At 45.1% G+C, this 17,175-nt stretch carries 15 protein-coding genes; 9 read left to right on the top strand and 6 right to left on the bottom strand.

Annotation, left to right across the window (positions count from 1 at the left end):
• Window positions 1-189 precede the first annotated feature (189 nt).
• Both AOC33_RS03400 and AOC33_RS03405 read left to right on the top strand, forming a co-directional pair.
• On the top strand, window positions 190-3,141 hold the full coding sequence (locus tag AOC33_RS03400; protein WP_089515169.1) for a ribonucleoside-diphosphate reductase subunit alpha: 2,952 nt from the start codon (window positions 190-192) through the stop codon (window positions 3,139-3,141).
• Between the two features lie 56 nt (window positions 3,142-3,197).
• Window positions 3,198-4,385, top strand: a complete 1,188-nt coding sequence (locus AOC33_RS03405; protein ID WP_089515170.1) for a ribonucleotide-diphosphate reductase subunit beta — start codon at window positions 3,198-3,200, stop codon at window positions 4,383-4,385.
• Between the two features lie 132 nt (window positions 4,386-4,517).
• On the opposite strand, the gene AOC33_RS09110 is transcribed toward AOC33_RS03405, so the two are convergent.
• Window positions 4,518-4,670 carry a hypothetical protein gene (locus AOC33_RS09110; RefSeq protein ID WP_180738086.1) on the bottom strand — a complete coding sequence of 51 codons (153 nt, stop codon included), beginning with the start codon at window positions 4,668-4,670 and terminating at the stop codon, window positions 4,518-4,520.
• Between the two features lie 71 nt (window positions 4,671-4,741).
• Here AOC33_RS09110 and AOC33_RS03410 point away from each other — a divergent pair, with 71 nt between their 5' ends.
• The gene (locus tag AOC33_RS03410) at window positions 4,742-5,038 is read left to right on the top strand and encodes a histone H1-like repetitive region-containing protein (RefSeq protein ID WP_143744008.1); all 297 of its coding nucleotides are present in this window, start codon (window positions 4,742-4,744) and stop codon (window positions 5,036-5,038) included.
• A 211-nt stretch (window positions 5,039-5,249) separates the two neighbouring features.
• On the opposite strand, the gene AOC33_RS03415 is transcribed toward AOC33_RS03410, so the two are convergent.
• Genes AOC33_RS03415 through AOC33_RS03435 form a run of 5 tightly spaced genes read right to left on the bottom strand, consistent with a single transcriptional unit; the run spans window position 5,250 to window position 10,244 of the window.
• A complete protein-coding gene (locus AOC33_RS03415) occupies window positions 5,250-6,209 on the bottom strand; it encodes a carbohydrate kinase family protein (protein ID WP_089515171.1) in 960 nt (319 codons plus the stop codon).
• Between the two features lie 48 nt (window positions 6,210-6,257).
• Complete coding sequence (gene prmA, locus AOC33_RS09245) at window positions 6,258-7,802, bottom strand: 50S ribosomal protein L11 methyltransferase (RefSeq protein ID WP_089515172.1); 1,545 nt, start codon at window positions 7,800-7,802, stop codon at window positions 6,258-6,260.
• 26 nt (window positions 7,803-7,828) lie between these two features.
• Window positions 7,829-9,199: an acetyl-CoA carboxylase biotin carboxylase subunit gene (gene accC, locus AOC33_RS03425; protein ID WP_089515173.1), complete on the bottom strand. Its 1,371-nt coding sequence runs from the start codon at window positions 9,197-9,199 to the stop codon at window positions 7,829-7,831.
• Between the two features lie 29 nt (window positions 9,200-9,228).
• Window positions 9,229-9,684: an acetyl-CoA carboxylase biotin carboxyl carrier protein gene (gene accB / locus AOC33_RS03430; protein WP_089515174.1), complete on the bottom strand. Its 456-nt coding sequence runs from the start codon at window positions 9,682-9,684 to the stop codon at window positions 9,229-9,231.
• 20 nt (window positions 9,685-9,704) lie between these two features.
• Window positions 9,705-10,244: a TlpA disulfide reductase family protein gene (locus AOC33_RS03435; protein WP_089515175.1), complete on the bottom strand. Its 540-nt coding sequence runs from the start codon at window positions 10,242-10,244 to the stop codon at window positions 9,705-9,707.
• Between the two features lie 64 nt (window positions 10,245-10,308).
• On the opposite strand from AOC33_RS03435, the gene mpl reads away from it, so the two are divergent.
• From mpl to mtgA, 6 genes are all read left to right on the top strand, one after another.
• On the top strand, window positions 10,309-11,727 hold the full coding sequence (gene mpl, locus AOC33_RS03440; RefSeq protein ID WP_089515176.1) for a UDP-N-acetylmuramate:L-alanyl-gamma-D-glutamyl-meso-diaminopimelate ligase: 1,419 nt from the start codon (window positions 10,309-10,311) through the stop codon (window positions 11,725-11,727).
• A 75-nt stretch (window positions 11,728-11,802) separates the two neighbouring features.
• Window positions 11,803-12,561 (top strand): 3-oxoacyl-ACP reductase FabG, encoded by a 759-nt coding sequence (fabG, locus tag AOC33_RS03445; RefSeq protein ID WP_245835574.1) that lies wholly within the window; start codon window positions 11,803-11,805, stop codon window positions 12,559-12,561.
• Window positions 12,561-14,672, top strand: coding sequence for a ribonuclease catalytic domain-containing protein (locus AOC33_RS03450; RefSeq protein WP_089515177.1), 2,112 nt, complete (start codon window positions 12,561-12,563; stop codon window positions 14,670-14,672). The genes fabG and AOC33_RS03450 overlap by 1 nt, the downstream gene beginning before the upstream one ends.
• The gene (locus AOC33_RS03455) at window positions 14,644-15,492 is read left to right on the top strand and encodes an energy transducer TonB (protein WP_143744009.1); all 849 of its coding nucleotides are present in this window, start codon (window positions 14,644-14,646) and stop codon (window positions 15,490-15,492) included. Before AOC33_RS03450 ends, AOC33_RS03455 begins: the two co-directional genes overlap by 29 nt.
• A gap of 26 nt (window positions 15,493-15,518) precedes the next feature.
• The gene (gene aroE / locus AOC33_RS03460; protein WP_089515582.1) at window positions 15,519-16,427 is read left to right on the top strand and encodes a shikimate dehydrogenase; all 909 of its coding nucleotides are present in this window, start codon (window positions 15,519-15,521) and stop codon (window positions 16,425-16,427) included.
• 4 nt (window positions 16,428-16,431) lie between these two features.
• Window positions 16,432-17,127: a monofunctional biosynthetic peptidoglycan transglycosylase gene (gene mtgA / locus AOC33_RS03465; protein WP_089515179.1), complete on the top strand. Its 696-nt coding sequence runs from the start codon at window positions 16,432-16,434 to the stop codon at window positions 17,125-17,127.
• Window positions 17,128-17,175 lie beyond the last annotated feature (48 nt).

Genomic DNA, 17,175 nt, shown 5'->3' on the forward strand with positions numbered 1-17,175 from the left:
TTAGGGATTTCGATAGGTATTTTTGACAAAAAATCCTTATCAAAATAATCATAAATACCCTATACTTAGTACCGTTGTCGCAGAAAAAACACTAAATGTAGTGTTCTTTATAGCGAATAGCCGTTGAAAAAAATCAAAAAAATAGACTTTTTACCCAATTAATACATATATATAGATACAGGAGTTCGAATGACCTACGCAGACCCACAAGTTTCTGGCCAAACATCCAATCCATTTTCTGGCCAATCAACTGGTCAAGTTAGTCAAAGCCCTTCAGAGGGATTTGTGGCCGGTGGTGTCGGTGGTGCTCAAGCAACACAATTAACTGATTACAAAATCATTCGTCGCAATGGTTCAGTTGTAGCGTTCGAGCCATCAAAAATTGCCATCGCTGTTACAAAAGCATTTTTAGCGGTTAATGGTGGTCAAGGTGCAGCATCTGCACGAGTGCGTGAGCAAGTAGAGCAATTGACACAAGTGGTTGTACGCGCTTTATTGCGCAGCCGTCCAAATGGCGGAACTTTCCACATTGAAGATATTCAAGATCAAGTTGAATTGGCCTTGATGCGCAGTGGTGAGCACAATGTGGCCCGTGCTTATGTGCTTTATCGTGAGAAACGCAATCAAGAGCGCGCAGCACAGGTGGCAGCTCATCCTGTAGCTCCAATCGTAGATCACCCAGGAATTAACGTGAGTGACAATGGTGTGATCAAGCCATTGGATATGGTTGCATTACAAATGGTGATTCAGGCTGCTTGTGAAGGTTTAGGTAATGCAGTGAATGCAGAGCCAATCATCAAAGAAACCATCAAAGGTTTGTATGAGGGCGTTCCAATGGCTCAGGTGTATGACTCAGCTATTTTGGCGTCACGCACATGGATTGAAAACGATCCAGCCTACAGCCAGGTGACTGCACGTATTTTGATGCACACCATCCGTAAAGAAATCTTAGGCCGTGAAGTACCACAAGGTGCCATGGCTGCTGAATACATCAGCTACTTCCCACAATTCATCAAGCAAGGTGTGGATGCAGAGTTACTAGACAAGCGTTTGTTGACTTATGACTTGGTCAAGTTGGGCGCCGCTTTGAAAGCCGATCGTGATTTGCAGTTCAATTATTTGGGCTTGCAGACTTTGTATGACCGTTATTTCTTACACATTGAAGATCACCGCATCGAAATGCCTCAGGCATTCTTCATGCGCGTGGCGATGGGCTTGGCATTGAATGAAGTGAATCGTGAAGATCGTGCGATTGAATTCTATGAAATCTTGTCAACATTTGATTTCATGTCCAGCACACCAACACTGTTCAACTCAGCCACATTGCGCTCACAGTTGTCTAGCTGCTACCTCACAACGATTCCAGATGACTTGGATGGTATTTACGAAGGTTTGAAAGAAAACGCTTTGTTATCTAAGTTTGCAGGTGGTTTGGGTAATGACTGGACGAATGTACGTTCTTTGGGCAGTCATATCAAAGGTACTAATGGTAAATCTCAAGGTGTTGTGCCGTTCTTGAAGGTAGTGAATGACACAGCAGTTGCAGTGAACCAAGGCGGTAAGCGCAAGGGCGCAGTTTGCGCATACTTAGAGACTTGGCACTTAGACGTAGAAGAATTCTTAGAGTTGCGTAAGAACACGGGTGATGATCGCCGCCGTACGCATGACATGAACACGGCTAACTGGATTCCAGACTTGTTCATGAAGCGTGTGATGGAAAAAGGTGATTGGACATTGTTCACACCATCAACTTGCCCAGATTTGCATGACAAGTTTGGTTTGGAGTTCGAAAAAGCTTATTTGGCTTATGAGCAAAAAGCTGCCAATGGTGAAATCAAGCCATTCAAGAAGGTCAATGCCTTAGATATGTGGCGCAAGATGTTGGGTATGTTGTTTGAAACAGGCCACCCATGGATCACTTTCAAAGACCCATGTAACGTTCGCAGCCCTCAGCAGCACGTTGGTGTGGTTCACTCATCAAACTTGTGTACAGAAATCACTTTGAACACCAATGAAACAGAAATCGCTGTTTGTAACTTGGGTTCAGTGAACTTGGCTGTTCATTTGAAGGCAGATGCCAGCGGCAAGTTGGTGCTTGATCACGAAAAACTCCAAAAAACCATCCGCACAGCGATGCGCATGTTGGATAACGTGATTGATATCAACTATTACGCGGTGGCTAAAGCCCGCAACTCAAACATGAAGCATCGTCCAGTTGGTATGGGCATCATGGGCTTCCAGGATTGCTTGCACATGTTGCGTATTCCTTACGCCAGTGATGCAGCCGTTCAATTTGCTGATGAATCCATGGAAGCTGTTTGCTACTACGCTTACTTGGCCTCAACAGAGTTGGCCGAAGAGCGTGGCACTTACGAGACTTACAAGGGTTCTTTGTGGGATCGTGGCATCTTGCCACAGGATTCAGTGAAATTATTGGCTGAACAGCGCGGTGGCTATGTTGAAGTTGATATGTCTTCTAAGATGGATTGGACACCAGTGCGTAACCGTATCAAGCAGTTCGGTATGCGCAATTCAAACTGTGTGGCGATTGCACCAACAGCCACAATTTCTAACATCATTGGTGTTTCAGCCTGTATCGAGCCAACTTATCAGAACCTTTTTGTGAAATCTAACCTTTCAGGTGAATTCACCGTGGTGAACGATTATTTGGTTCGTGATCTAAAGGCCCGCGGTTTGTGGGACGAAGTCATGATTGCTGACTTGAAGTACTTTGATGGCTCATTGTCAAAAATCGATCGCATTCCTCAAGATTTGCGTGATTTGTACGCAACAGCTTTTGAAGTTGAGCCTCTGTGGTTGGTTGAAGCTGCATCCCGTCGTCAAAAATGGATCGATCAAGCTCAGTCATTGAATATTTATATGGCTGGCGCATCTGGTAAGAAGTTGGATGACACCTACAAGCTTGCTTGGTTGCGTGGTTTAAAAACAACATATTACTTGCGCACGATTTCAGCTACTCACGTTGAGAAATCAACGGTCAAAGGTGGCGCTTTGAACTCAGTATCAAATGGCGACCCAACTTTGGCAGCGGCTGCTGCTGCAGCTGCTGAAGCAGACGGTCCTGTTTGTACGATGCGCCCAGGCGATGCTGGCTTTGACGAATGCGAAGCTTGCCAATAAGTCGTATAGTTGATGATTATAAAAATGCAATTTAAAAAGAATTTGGAGAACATATTATGTTGAATTGGGAAGAAGAGACGGCCGCAACACCGGTTGCGAAAGCAGCGCCAGTAATGAACCCATCTGTTACTGCGGAAAACAGCCCCTTGCCAAACCGTCCAATGCCGATGCCAATGTCATCTGCATCAGCTCCTTCAGCAACAGTTGACCCAGAAGATGCTGCTGCTCGTCGTGTGAACGTGGCTGATAAGCGCATCATCAATGGTTCAACAGATGTGAACCAATTGGTGCCATTTAAATACAAATGGGCTTGGGAGAAGTATTTGGCTGGTTGCGCAAACCACTGGATGCCTCAAGAGATCAATATGACTCGTGACATCGCTCTTTGGAAAGATCCTAATGGTCTGACTGAAGATGAGCGCCGCATCATCATGCGTAATCTAGGATTCTTTGTGACGGCTGACTCATTGGCGGCCAATAACATTGTTTTGGGCACTTATCGCCAGATCACTGCCCCAGAATGTCGTCAATATTTATTGCGTCAGGCTTTTGAAGAGGCGATTCACACCCATGCCTACCAATACATTGTCGAATCTTTGGGCTTAGACCAGGCTGAAATCTTCAATGCGTATCATGAAGTGAAGTCAATTCGTGACAAAGATGAGTTTTTGATCCCATTCATCGACGTTTTGACTGATCCATCATTCGAAACAGGTACTCCAGAGAACGATCAGAAGCTATTGCGCTCTTTAATTGTGTTCGCTTGCATCATGGAAGGTTTGTTCTTCTATGTTGGTTTTACGCAAATTTTAGCGATGGGTCGTCAAAATAAGATGACCGGTGCTGCAGAGCAGTATCAGTACATCTTGCGTGATGAGTCATTGCATTGCAACTTTGGCATCGACATGATCAACCAGATCAAGTTAGAAAACCCACATTTGTGGACGTCAGAGTTCAAAGAAGAGTTGCGCGGTTTGTTTGAAAAAGCGGTTGAGTTGGAGTACCGTTACGCCGAAGACACCATGCCTAGAGGGGTTCTGGGCTTGAACGCGCCAATGTTCAAAGGTTACTTGCGCTACATTTGCAATCGCCGTTGCATGCAAATTGGACTTGAGGCAATGTTCCCGAACGAAGAAAATCCATTCCCATGGATGAGTGAAATGATCGACTTGAAGAAGGAAAGAAACTTCTTTGAAACTCGCGTTATTGAATATCAAACTGGTGGTGCGTTGAACTGGGAGTAAATTTTTTTTAAAATAATTAATGACAACGCATCTCTTAAGTTGTACTATCACGAAAGTTGCAAAACTCTAGGAGAAAAAACTGTTGATAGGTAGTCGCCAACAACACGGGTTAAAACCGAAAACTCTGAACCATCAGAGTGCGTTGTCATCTATTTCTTTTGATAGTTCTAAACGTTCTTCTAACTTATTTAAAAAGCCGTCACCTGCAGAGGTCACGGCTTTTTTTCCAAGATTCATTAGCGTGCGACGTGTAGTGAGTGGCGCGCCGATGAATGGCTCGCTCACACGAAGTTGGTGTGGTCGGGTTTCTTTAATCAGTAGTATTTGTAAATCACTCTCACGTGAAGGAGTTTAATATGGCAACTGCCAAGAAAAAACCTGCTGCAAAGAAACCAGCTGCTAAAAAAGTAGCTGCAAAGAAACCAGCTGCTAAAAAAGTAGCTGCTAAGAAGCCTGCTGCTAAAAAAGCTGCTGCTAAGAAGCCTGCTGCTAAGAAAAAAGTAGCTGCTAAGAAGCCTGCTGCTAAAAAAGCTGCTGCTAAAAAGCCTGCTGCTAAGAAAAAAGTAGCTGCTAAGAAGCCTGCTGCTAAAAAAGCTGCTGCTAAGAAGCCTGCTGCAAAAAAAGCTGCTAAAAAAGTAGTAAAAAAAAAGTAAGTAAGCCTGCTGCAAAAAAGCCGGCTGCTAAAGCTGCTCCTGCTTCAACAGCAAAGACAGTTTTAAATCCGGCTGCTGCTTGGCCTTTTCCAACGGGTTCTCGTCCTTAATTTATTAGGGACTGGTTCCCAGAGGGAATCAAACCCGCTATAGCTTAACGCCTTAGCGGGTTTTTTCTTTGGTAAGACTGAATGAGTTGGTAGTTTAGGAATTAATAGCTGTAGCCAAATGCTTGCTTGAACTGCATTTGAATGGATTCCTGAGGTGGGCAATGATTTTGAGGGCCTTGGCTGGCAATTTTGATGGAACCCATCAAGCTTGCTAAGCGACCGGTCACTTCCCAATCAAATCCTTGTTCGATACCGTAGAGCAATCCACCCCTGAAAGCATCCCCGCAACCAGTTGGATCAATGGCTTTTCCGACAGGTACCACCGGAATTTCAATTTTTTTACCTTGGGCATGTATTTCTGCGCCTTGCGCACCTTTGGTGACAATCAAAGCTGCGACCCGTTCTGCGATTTTTTCTAAAGATAAGCCAGTTCTTTGAGCCAGCATTTCTCCTTCATAGTCATTCACGGCCACATAGGTTGCTTGCTCAATAAAAGCCAAGAGTTCTTGACCGTCAAACATAGGTAAACCCTGGCCTGGATCAAAAATGAATGGAATCTTTGCATCTGCCAATTGCTGGCAATGTTCAACCATGCCTTGTCTGCCATCTGGAGCGACAATCGCAATTTTTGGTAACTCGAGCTGTTTCTTTTCGCGATGATTGATCACCTCTGCCACTGTGTTGAGGTGTGATTCACCCATGGCACCAGGATGAAAAGCGGTGATTTGATTGTTATCACGGTCTGTTGTGATCATGGCTTGAGCGGTGAAAGCTTCCGGTAATTCACGAATATGATCAGCGCTGATGTTGTATTTGGCCAATTGATCAAAGTAAGAGCCAGCATCGCCGCCAACAGTCGCCATGATGATGGGCTCTCCACCCAATAGTTTGTGGTTGTAAGCAATATTGCCGGCACATCCACCAAATTCTCGACGCATGCTTGGAACTAAAAAAGCAACGTTCAAGATATGAATTTGGTCTGCCAAGATTTGATCTTGAAAGCGACCTTCAAAATTCATGATGGTGTCGTAGGCGATAGAGCCACAAATTAAGCTAGACATAAAGTTCCTTGGGTGGGTGAATTGGTTTAAATGAATGAAATGTTCGGATTATTGGGATGGTGTCTCTGTTGGCCTGTCATCAACATAGAGCAGGCGCACTCTGAATCCGGCAGCTTGTTGGGGTAGGCTCAAGAAAATATTGCTAGAGACTTCCTGAAGCCCTTGTGAGCCGTTTGGAGTAACTTTAGCATCATCTTCTGGCAACCAATCTTGAGGACTGAGAAGTTTCTCTGAGATCACCGCATCATTGGCATCGGTGATGGAGAGTAAGACATGTGGCCAAGTGATGACCAAAGGTAATTTGTTGCGGATTTGTAGTTCGAGTATTCCGGTGGCAGTTTGATTATTGCCAGGATTGATTTTTAGATTAGCTAACTCAATGGCCCAAGCAGAAAAGTCTCTTAAGGGGATGTCTTGGCAAGCAAACTGTTTGCAAAGTGAAGCATCGATAGATTTGAATGCTTTAAATAAGGGTTCTTGAATGCCAGCAGGCGCTTTGGAGATTTGTAATGCAATCGCATGTCTGCCAAGGTGCAAAAGCTGTAAAACAATCACCACCATTAATACAGCTAAGCTGATCCAGCCAAATGAAGTAAGAAACTGATTCTTTTTTGACGAGTTAGCCGACTTGCTTAAATTTTCGCTAGTTTTTACTGTTTTTTTTTGATTGTCAGTAGCTTGGTTTGTTTCAACTGAAGCTAATTGACCAGTTAAGCACACCCAACCATCACACTCACGCCAAACGTGCAGTTGAATCCATGGTTGATAAGTTGCGATAACTTCTTCAGCTTGGCGCTCAAGAATGCCTGATAAAACAATGTGGCCATTTGGCGCAATGCGTTGGCAAAGTGCTGGGGCAAGAACTTGGAGTGGATTGGCCAAGATATTCGCAACCACCACATCGTGCTGGCTATGAGTGATATCTTCTTCTGGCAATCTAAAGTCAACCGCTACTTCATTGCGCTCTGCATTATCTTTGGCAGAAATGACGGCTTGTGGATCAATGTCAACGCCGAACGCATCACCGCAACCCAAACGTTTGGCAGCAATTGCTAAAATCCCTGAGCCACAACCGTAATCTAAGAGTGTTTTACTGGCTAAATCAGGATGCTCTTCTAACCACTGCATGCACAACTTCGTGGTTGGATGACTGCCTGTACCAAAAGCCAGTCCAGGATCAACCGCCAAGCAAACCGCGTTGGGATCGTTGGGGGCATCATGCCAAGATGGCACCACCCACAAACGTTGACCTACTTGAATGGGTTCAAATTGTGATTGTGTGAGACGCACCCAGTCTTGTTCTTCAACACTTCTTTCTTGTGGAGCATTGATTTGAAAACCTGCTTCAGACAAAGCCAAAGAAATTTCTGCAGCACTCAAACCTTGTTCATCAAAAAGGGCGATGACTTGAGATTGTTCCCAAGCTTGTCGATCAGGCGTTAGGCCCGGTTCTCCATACAAGGGTTTTTCAGAATCAGTGTCAGCAGCTGCATCACTGACCGAAATCGATAGGGCACCCAATTCCATGAGAGCATCTCCGAGATCTTCTGCAAGATCTTCGGAGACGGTAAATACAAGTTCACGAAAGGCCATGGAGGACTAAGTAGCTGATGGCTGAATTACTTGGTGTTGCCACGTTTTGATGCTGCTTGCTCCTCAAGCTTGTGCTCTAGGTAGTGAATGCTTGTACCACCTTGTTCAAACTTTGGATCTAACATCAATTCACGATGCAATGGAATGTTGGTCAAAATGCCGTCGATCGCAACTTCAGACAAAGCGATGCGCATGCGGCGAATCGCTTGTTCACGGGTTGCGCCGTAGGCAATCAATTTGCCAATCATTGAGTCGTAGGTCGGTGGCACAAAGTAACCAGCGTAAGCATGTGAGTCAACGCGAATGCCGGGGCCACCTGGCATGTGCCAAGATTGAATACGACCTGGACTTGGCATGAATTTCACAGGATCTTCAGCATTGATACGGCATTCAATGGCGTGACCTCTGAATTCAATGTCTTTTTGACGGAAAGGTAACTTTTCGCCAGCCGCAATGTGAATTTGTTGTTGAACCAAGTCAATGCCAGTGATCAATTCAGTCACTGGATGCTCAACCTGAATACGGGTGTTCATCTCGATGAAGTAGAACTCGTCGTTTTCATATAAAAACTCAAAAGTACCTGCACCGCGATAACCAATTTTTCTACAGGCTTCGGCGCAACGCTCACCAATTTTGGCGATTAGACGTCGGTCAATGCCAGGTGCTGGAGCTTCTTCAATCACTTTTTGGTGACGACGTTGCATGGAGCAATCACGCTCACCCAAGTACACGGCATTTTTATGGGTATCAGCCAGAATTTGAATTTCTACGTGGCGAGGGTTCTCTAAGAACTTCTCCATATAGACTTCTGGATTACCGAAAGCACGACCAGCTTCTTCACGAGTCATATTGACTGCATTGATCAAGTGCGCCTCGGTGTGAACTACACGCATACCTCGACCACCACCACCACCGGCAGCTTTGATGATGACTGGGTAACCAACTTTTTTAGCTGTGGCCAAAATTTCTTTTGGGTTGTCAGGCAAAGCGCCTTCAGAACCTGGAACACACGGCACGCCTGAGCGAATCATGGCCTGCTTGGCAGATACTTTGTCGCCCATCAAGCGAATCGATTCTGCTGTTGGGCCGATGAACACAAAACCAGACTGTTCAACGCGCTCAGCAAAGTCAGCGTTTTCTGACAAGAAGCCGTAACCCGGGTGAATCGCTTGAGCATCTGTTACTTCTGCAGCAGAAATGATCGCTGGCATGTTGAGATAGCTCAGAGCTGATGGTGCTGGACCGATACAAACAGCTTCATCAGCTAATTTGACATACTTGGCGTCACGGTCAGCCTCTGAGAACACGACCACAGTTTTGATGCCCATCTCGCGACAGGCTCTTTGAATACGAAGTGCGATTTCGCCGCGATTGGCGATAAGAATCTTTTCAAACATTGGTTAACCTTTGTGAGCTTTAGCTTGAATTAGCCAATAATGAAAAGAGCCTGACCGAATTCAACGCCTTGGCCGTTCTCACACAAAATTTCTTTAACAACACCTGATTTATCAGATTCAATCTCGTTCAATAACTTCATCGCTTCAATGATGCAAAGTGTTTGACCTTCTTTGACAGTGTCGCCAATTTTCACAAAAGAATCAGCGCCTGGTGTTGGAGAGCGATAGAAAGTGCCGACCATTGGAGATTTCACGGCATGACCAGTTGGTTCTGCTGGTGCTGCTTCTGCTGCTGGTGCAGCTGCGGCGGCCGGTGCTGCTGGAGCCGCTGCTGGAGCTGCGGCATAAACTTGCTGAAGAGGTGCTGCGATAGGGGCTGGATTTTTAACGATTCGGACTTTGTCTTCACCTTCTGTTACTTCTAATTCTGAAACGCCAGATTCGGCTACTAAATCGATCAAAGTTTTGAGTTTTCGTAAATCCATGATGCCCTTCCTGTAAATTTTTACTGAGAAGTGATTATAGCGTTATCTATCCATGAACTGAGCTCATCTTCGCTTATTTTGCCTAGTTTCGTCTTAACAATGGCTCCTTTGCGGTCAACCATCACTGTAAAAGGCAGGCCTGAGCTGGGATTTCCCATATTTTTAGCCCAAGTAGCCCCATCCAAGCCACCTAAAACAATGGGATAGTTCACTGGTGTTTTTTCTAGAAATTCGCGTATGTTAGATGGTGAATCAACACCGATGCCGACAAATAGTACATTTTTAGCTGCATATTTGGTCTGTGATCGCACCAATTCAGGCATTTCTTCAACGCATGGTGGGCACCAAGAGGCCCAGTAATTGATGATCAGGATTTTTCCACGCCAATCGGATGTTTGATGAATTTTTCCGTCTGGGGAGCGCAATTCTCTGGTGAGTAATTCTTCGATAGCGGTATCGCTGGCTTTTTCAGTTCTGTATTTGTAGCTCGACAAGCCCATGCCTAAAACTGCAGCCAGTGCTCCAGCGATCAAGATCAAACCCCATTGGCGTTTATTCATGTTTTTCTTTCCGTTTTTCAATGAATTACCTTATTTTGCACGGATGTTTGGATAAAATCTTGGCATGCATCTTCATATTCTAGGTATTTGCGGTACTTTTATGGGCGGTATTGCCGCCATCGCACGTCAGGCAGGTCATCGAGTGACTGGTTGTGACGCCAATGTTTACCCACCAATGAGCACTCAACTCGAGGCTCAGGGTATTGAACTGATCGAGGGATTTTCTCCAGAACAAATCTCTTTAAAACCTGACTTATTCATCATTGGTAATGTGGTTTCTCGTGGCAATCCATTGATGGAAGCTATTTTGGATCAAGGTCTTCCTTACCAATCTGGACCTCAATGGTTGGGCGAACAGGTCTTGCAAGGAAAACATGTTTTGGCTGTTGCTGGCACTCATGGAAAAACCACCACAACTGCGATGCTCACCTGGATTTTGCAAGCGAATGGCTTGGAGCCTGGGTATTTGATTGGCGGTGTACCAAATAATTTCGACGTATCGGCGCGCTTGGGTAAAAAAACAGGTGATCAAGCGGATGCTCCTCATTACTTTGTGATTGAGGCTGATGAATATGACACGGCGTTTTTTGATAAGCGCAGCAAATTCGTTCATTACAGACCACGAACGGCTATTTTGAATAACTTAGAGTTTGATCACGCGGATATCTTTGCTGATATCACTGCCATCGAAACTCAATTTCATCATTTGGTCAGAACTGTTCCAAGTGCGGGTCGTTTGATTGTGAATGGCGCTGAACAAAGTTTGGAGCGAGTGGTACAACGCGGATGTTGGTCAAGTCTTGAGCGATTCGCTTTGCCTGAGCAATCAATCAAGACTCAAGAGTGGTCTTTGATTGATACAGCAAAAGATGGCTTCAAAGTCATTTATCAGGGCCAAGAAGTGGCAGAGGTTTGTTGGGATGAGGATGCGTCTGTCACGGGTCGACACAATCAATTGAATGCTTTAGCGGCCATCGCGGCTGCGCATCATGTGGGTATTTCTGTAAAAAATGCGGCTAAAGCTTTAGGCACATTCAAGAATGTGAAGCGTCGCATGGAAGTGATTGGGCGAGTCAATGGCATCACCATCTATGATGATTTTGCGCACCATCCAACAGCAATCACCACCACAGTAGATGGCTTAAGACGTCGAGTGGGGCGTGATGCCAATACACGTATCTTGGCCGTACTAGAGCCACGTTCAAACACGATGAAGTTGGGCGTGATGAAAAGCCAGTTACCTGATAGTTTGCAAGACGCTGATTTGGTGTTTGGTTACGGTTCAGCCACTGGCAAAGATGCATTGGGCTGGGACTTGAAAGAGTCTTTGGCGCCGCTCGGTTCAAAAGCTCAAGCGTTTGATGATTTAAATCTTCTCATGGCAGCGGTGAAGCAAGCAGCAAAGCCTGGCGATCATATTTTGGTGATGAGCAATGGTGGTTTTGGTGGTGTGCACCGCAAGCTTTTAGAGTTGTTGAAATAAAAAATTATTCTTTGATAGAAATTAATTCTTTGGTAGAGATTCATTCTTTGATGACTGAACTTAAGAAGGTAAAAAATGACAAAAAATATGGCCAAGCGTTTAGAGAATAAAGTTTGCATCATCACTGGCAGTGCCAATGGCATTGGTTTTGCCACCGCACAAAAGTTTTGTGATGAAGGTGGTATTTCAATCATTTGTGACATGAATGATGCACAAGTTCAAGCGGCGGTTGATCAACTCAAATCAGCAGGTGGCCAGGCTGATGGCTTTGTCATGAATGTCACGAATCGTAAAAATATTGATGAGGTTGTGGCAGCAGTGATCGAGCGTTACGGCCGCATTGATGTTCTCATCAATAACGCTGGTATCACCAAAGATGCTCGTTTGGTCAATATGACTGAAGAGCAATTTGATGCAGTGATTGATGTGAATCTCAAGGGTGTGTTCAATTGTACGCAGGCGGTTGTGCCGTACATGTTGCAAGCAGGGTGTGGTTCGATTGTGAGTGCCTCAAGTGTGGTTGGTTTGTATGGCAACTTTGGTCAAACAAACTATGCGGCCACCAAATATGGTGTGATTGGTTTTACAACCACTTGGGCCAGAGAGTTAGGCCCTAAAGGCATCCGTGTGAATGCTGTTTGTCCTGGATTTGTGGAAACAAATATTTTGGCGTCTATGCCTGAAGATGTTTTGAAAGGCATGAAAGATCGTTCATGGTTACGCCGTCTAGGTAAGCCCGAAGAGTTGGCCAATGTGTACGCATTTTTGGCCAGTGATGAATCCAGTTACATCAATGGCATCGCCCTAGAGGCCAGCGGCGGGATATCTCTTTAATGCATTTGTTGTATGAAGATGGCGGCGATATAAAAATTGCCACCCTGATGGCGCAAGCCTCAGAGGGTGAAGCATTGGCCGTTGAAAGTTTGGGCGGTAAACGGGGCAAGCTAAAAGCCAAAGATGTTTGGTTGCGTTTTGAAGATTCAAAGCCAGAAGAGTTATTGGCATCAGCTAAAAAGCAAGCCGAAGACATTGATTTGGATTTTTTGTGGGAATGCGCTGGACCTGAAGAATTCATTTTTACTGATTTGGCCAAAGAGTATTTTGGTGAAACATCCAGTGCCATTCAAAAAATCAGTTTGGCAGTGGCCTTGCACAGCGCCCCTATTTATTTCCGACGCAAGGGTCGCGGTCAGTTCATGCGTGCCCCAGAAGATCAGCTCAAAGCGGCACTCTTAGCAGTTGAAAGAAAAAAAGCGGAGTTGATCAAACAAGAGTCATGGGAAGCTCAACTAAAGCTGGGTCAGTTACCGGAAGAGATTGCGCCGCTGGTCAATACTCTTTTATTCAATCCTGATAAAAATTCAACAGCGTATAAAGCTGTTGCAAATGCAGCGCAGACTTTAAAGGGTGGGATACCTGAGTTATTTTTAACTTGTGGAGTTTTGAGTTCTGCCTTGGCTTATCACGAAGGTAAATTTTTAAAGGAACATTTCCCCAAAGGGATTGGTTTTCAGGTTCAGCTCCAAGCCAATGAGCAATCAGCTTGGGAAGAAGCACTTCAGAAGCTACCTGTGGCTGATGTCAAAGCTTTTTCAATTGATGACGCCAGCACCACTGAAATTGATGATGCTTTTTCTGTGAGCACTCTTGATGTTGCAGGTGTGGGCCAGTCTCACCGTGTGGGTGTTCATATTGCGGCACCCGCTTTGGCCATTCATCGAGGTGGTGCTTTGGATGAAGTTGGTAGAAAAAGATTATCAACGGTCTATTTCCCGAGTGGCAAGATCACCATGCTGCCAGACGAAGTGATTGATGTGTTTTCTTTACACGCAGGGCAATCTGCCGCAAGTGATTTACCTTTAAGACCCGCGGTGTCTTTGTATGTGACCTTGAATCCTGAGGGTCTTCCAATCTTAGAGGGTGAGCATGCCCCTGTGACCAAGGTTGAAAGAGTGCCGATGGCATCGAATCTGCGTTTGGATGATTTAGAGCACTTGGTCACAGAAGAATCTTTGATAGATGCAAAAAATGCATCAGCGATTCCTTATCAAGGCGAGCTGAATATTTTGTGGCAATCCGCAAAACAATTGCATGCCAAGCGGCAAGAGCAACGTGTCGCCAATGGATTGAGAGAAGAAGCCTTGGGCTTACCAGATCCGACTGCATTGCCACGCGACTTTAATTTCAAGGTGACAGAGGGCGTGGTTGAAATCACACCTCGTGGGCGAGGTTCGGTGCTCGACTCAATCGTTGCTGAATGGATGATCTACTGCAATAGCACGTGGGGCAATCAATTGGCGAGCCACAGTGTTCCCGGAATTTATCGTGCGCAAAAAGGCTGGGGCCCACATCGCACGCGCATGCAAACAATGCCTGGGCCGCATGAAGGTTTGGGAGTTGAGAACTACGCTTGGTGCACTTCACCATTGAGACGTTATGTTGATTTAGTCAATCAATGGCAATTGATTGCCATGGCGCAGCATGGTGTGACCGCTAAGTTAGTGGCACCTTTTAAGCCCAAGGATGCTGATTTGATGGCCATTGCAGCAGATTTTGATGGTACCTATGCTGCTTATGGTGATCATCAAAATCAAATGGAAAACTATTGGTGTTTGCAGTATTTAAAACAAAAGGGTTTGCCGTGGAGAGGTGTTGTGAGACATCTCAAGGAAGGGCAGGCTCGAGTCGAAGAAATTCCGTTGCGTTTGAGTGTTCCAGAATTGGCTGAGCAAGCCAGGGGAGCCAGGGCTGAAATTGAAGTGGTGGACATTGATTTCTTGGCTCTTGTCGCGAGCGTGCGTTATTTGGGTTTAATTCAATCTGATGCAATTGAAAATAATGAGTTAGATGAATTTGATGAGTTAGAGGATGAAAAGAATCTTCAAGATGCTGATTCTTTAAAAGTGGTTCCTGAAAATGATGTCAAGCCAAGTACCACTGAATAAGTTTTTTAACATCGATTGGCAAAATTGGAAAAAGCCAATTGTTTATGCACTGCTTGCTTCATTTGTATTGCATGCAATCCTATTGGCGTTCAAGTGGCACGCTGAATCGGAGCAAGAGCGACGCTTAAAAACACCACTGAGTGTTGTGTTGGTCAATGCCAGCAGTCCAACGGCACCCGTCAATCCAAAGCGATTGGCTCAAGTTAATTTGAATGGTGGTGGTGAGTTAACAGAAGGGCAAGCAAGTGCCCTGCGTCGGGCTGATCCTAAATTAGCGGAACAATTAGAAAAAATACAGGCTGATCAAAAGAGATTGCTTTCACAGGTTCAGGCCGGACGAGAAAACCAAGCCAGCACTTTGCAAGGTAAAAGTAATTTAGCAACATCAGAGGCAAACCCACTTGAAGCAGAGTTAGCCAAGCGTTTACAAAAACAAGGTCAGCAACCAAGACGTGCCACGGTGACTGCTACCAGCGCCAAATCAGTGGTGTTTGCACAATATCACGATGCCATGCGTCGTCAAATTGAGGCCCACGGCACGATTCACTTTCCAAGAGTTGGCGGCAAAGCTTTGTACGGTAGTTTGGTCTTGATGGTCAGTGTTGATCAACGTGGCAGACTCAGTAAAGAGGGCGTCACAGTGATGAAGTCCTCTGGTAATCAGGAGTTGGATCGCCAAGCGATTGCCATCATTCGTTCGGCAGCCCCTTTTGGGCGATTCACAGATGCCATGAGGCAGCAAATTGATGTTTTAGATTGGGTATCAACCTTTGACTTCACCAGAGATGGCGGTGAACTAAAACTAGATGTAAAAAATTGATACACTGACTTAAACAGATGAACGCCATGAGCCAAGCAATGACTGATCAAGTGAACCCCCAAGACTACCCAGGCAAAGATGCCTACGCGGTGATTGGGAATCCTATTGCTCACAGTAAGTCACCTTTGATCCATGAGATTTTTGCAAAGCAAACTCAGCAAGCCATCCATTACGGTCGAATTTATTCAGAGCTTGATGATTTCAAAAAAACGACTCAAGAATTTTTTGAGCGCGGTGGTAAGGGTTTGAATGTCACCATCCCATTCAAGTTACAAGCCTATGAGCTAGCTCAACATAAAACGCCCCGTGCCCAGTCTGCACAAGCGGCGAACATGTTGTGGGTAGACAATGGACAACTGTGGTGCGATAACTCTGATGGCGAAGGCTTGACGCGAGACTTGCGTCGCTTGTTAAAGCAGCGCTCTGGAGCTGCCTTGAGTGGCATCAATGTTTTAATTTTAGGTGCTGGTGGTGCGGCTCAAGGGGTGATAGAACCTTTGATGGGGGCTGGTGTTGCCAGCATCACCGTGTTTAATCGCACCCATGAAAAAGCGGAAGCGCTGGTCAAGCAATTCACAGGGTTGGCAACTAAAGCCAAAGTTCATTTGAAGGCGCTACCTTTGTCTGAGCTTAAGAATGGCTCATATGATTTGATCATCAATGCAACTGCTACTGGCTTGAGCAATGAGTCACCAATTGCCAAAGATATTTTGCGAGCCATCATTCATCCTGATACTTTGGCTTATGACATGGTCTACGGTAAAGAAACCTGTTTCATGCTAGATGCCAAAGCTCTGGGCATTCAGGCAGTCGATGGCTTGGGCATGTTGGTTGAGCAAGCGGCGCTTGCTTTTGAAACTTGGCGTCAATTAGATCTAGAGAAGACTCCCTTGGATATCAATGGCGCAATTACCACTGTGAGAGCCAGTTATTAATTCAATGAAATATTTGCGTTATTTCATCATTGTTTTCATTGCTAGCATCCTTGCTTTACAAGCCTTTTTCTTTTTACAGATAGTTGCTTGGCAATGGTTCAATCCCAGTGTCACTGCATTCCAATTGGCCGAACGTCATCGTTTGTGTGGTTGGAGTATTCCTTATATCCATCCATGTGGAATTAAGCGCGAATGGATTGAGTTTGAAAAAATACCGAAGCATTTGAAACGTGCGATCACCATCAGTGAAGACAGTGATTTTTATCGTCATCCTGGTTTTGAGCCGCAAGCAATGAAAGACGCTTGGGATAGAAATCAAAAAAATAACAAACATTTAAGAGGTGGTTCAACCATCACGCAGCAGCTGGCAAAAAACTTGTTCTTGTCTGGTGAGAAAAGTTATGTCCGCAAAGGGCAAGAGTTCATCATCACGGGCATGTTGGAATTGGTTTTATCCAAAGATCGTATTTTTGAGATTTATCTCAACAGTGTTGAGTGGGGTGAGGGAGTGTTTGGTGTCGCATCCGCCTCACAACATTATTTTGCGGTAAAGCCTCATCAACTCAGTATTGAGGAGGCGGCATCATTGGCATCAGCCTTGCCAGCGCCTAAGTGTTATGACAAGGTGAAATATTGCAGCAAAGCCAGAGTGAATTTTCCAGCAAGGATCGATTTCATTTTGGAAAGAATGAATAAGTAAAAATTGGTCATTAATGTTAATTATATCTAACATAAATGCCGGATATTT

It is taken from the genome of Polynucleobacter cosmopolitanus, assembly GCF_002224225.1.
Taxonomy (GTDB): Bacteria; Pseudomonadota; Gammaproteobacteria; order Burkholderiales; family Burkholderiaceae; genus Polynucleobacter; species Polynucleobacter cosmopolitanus.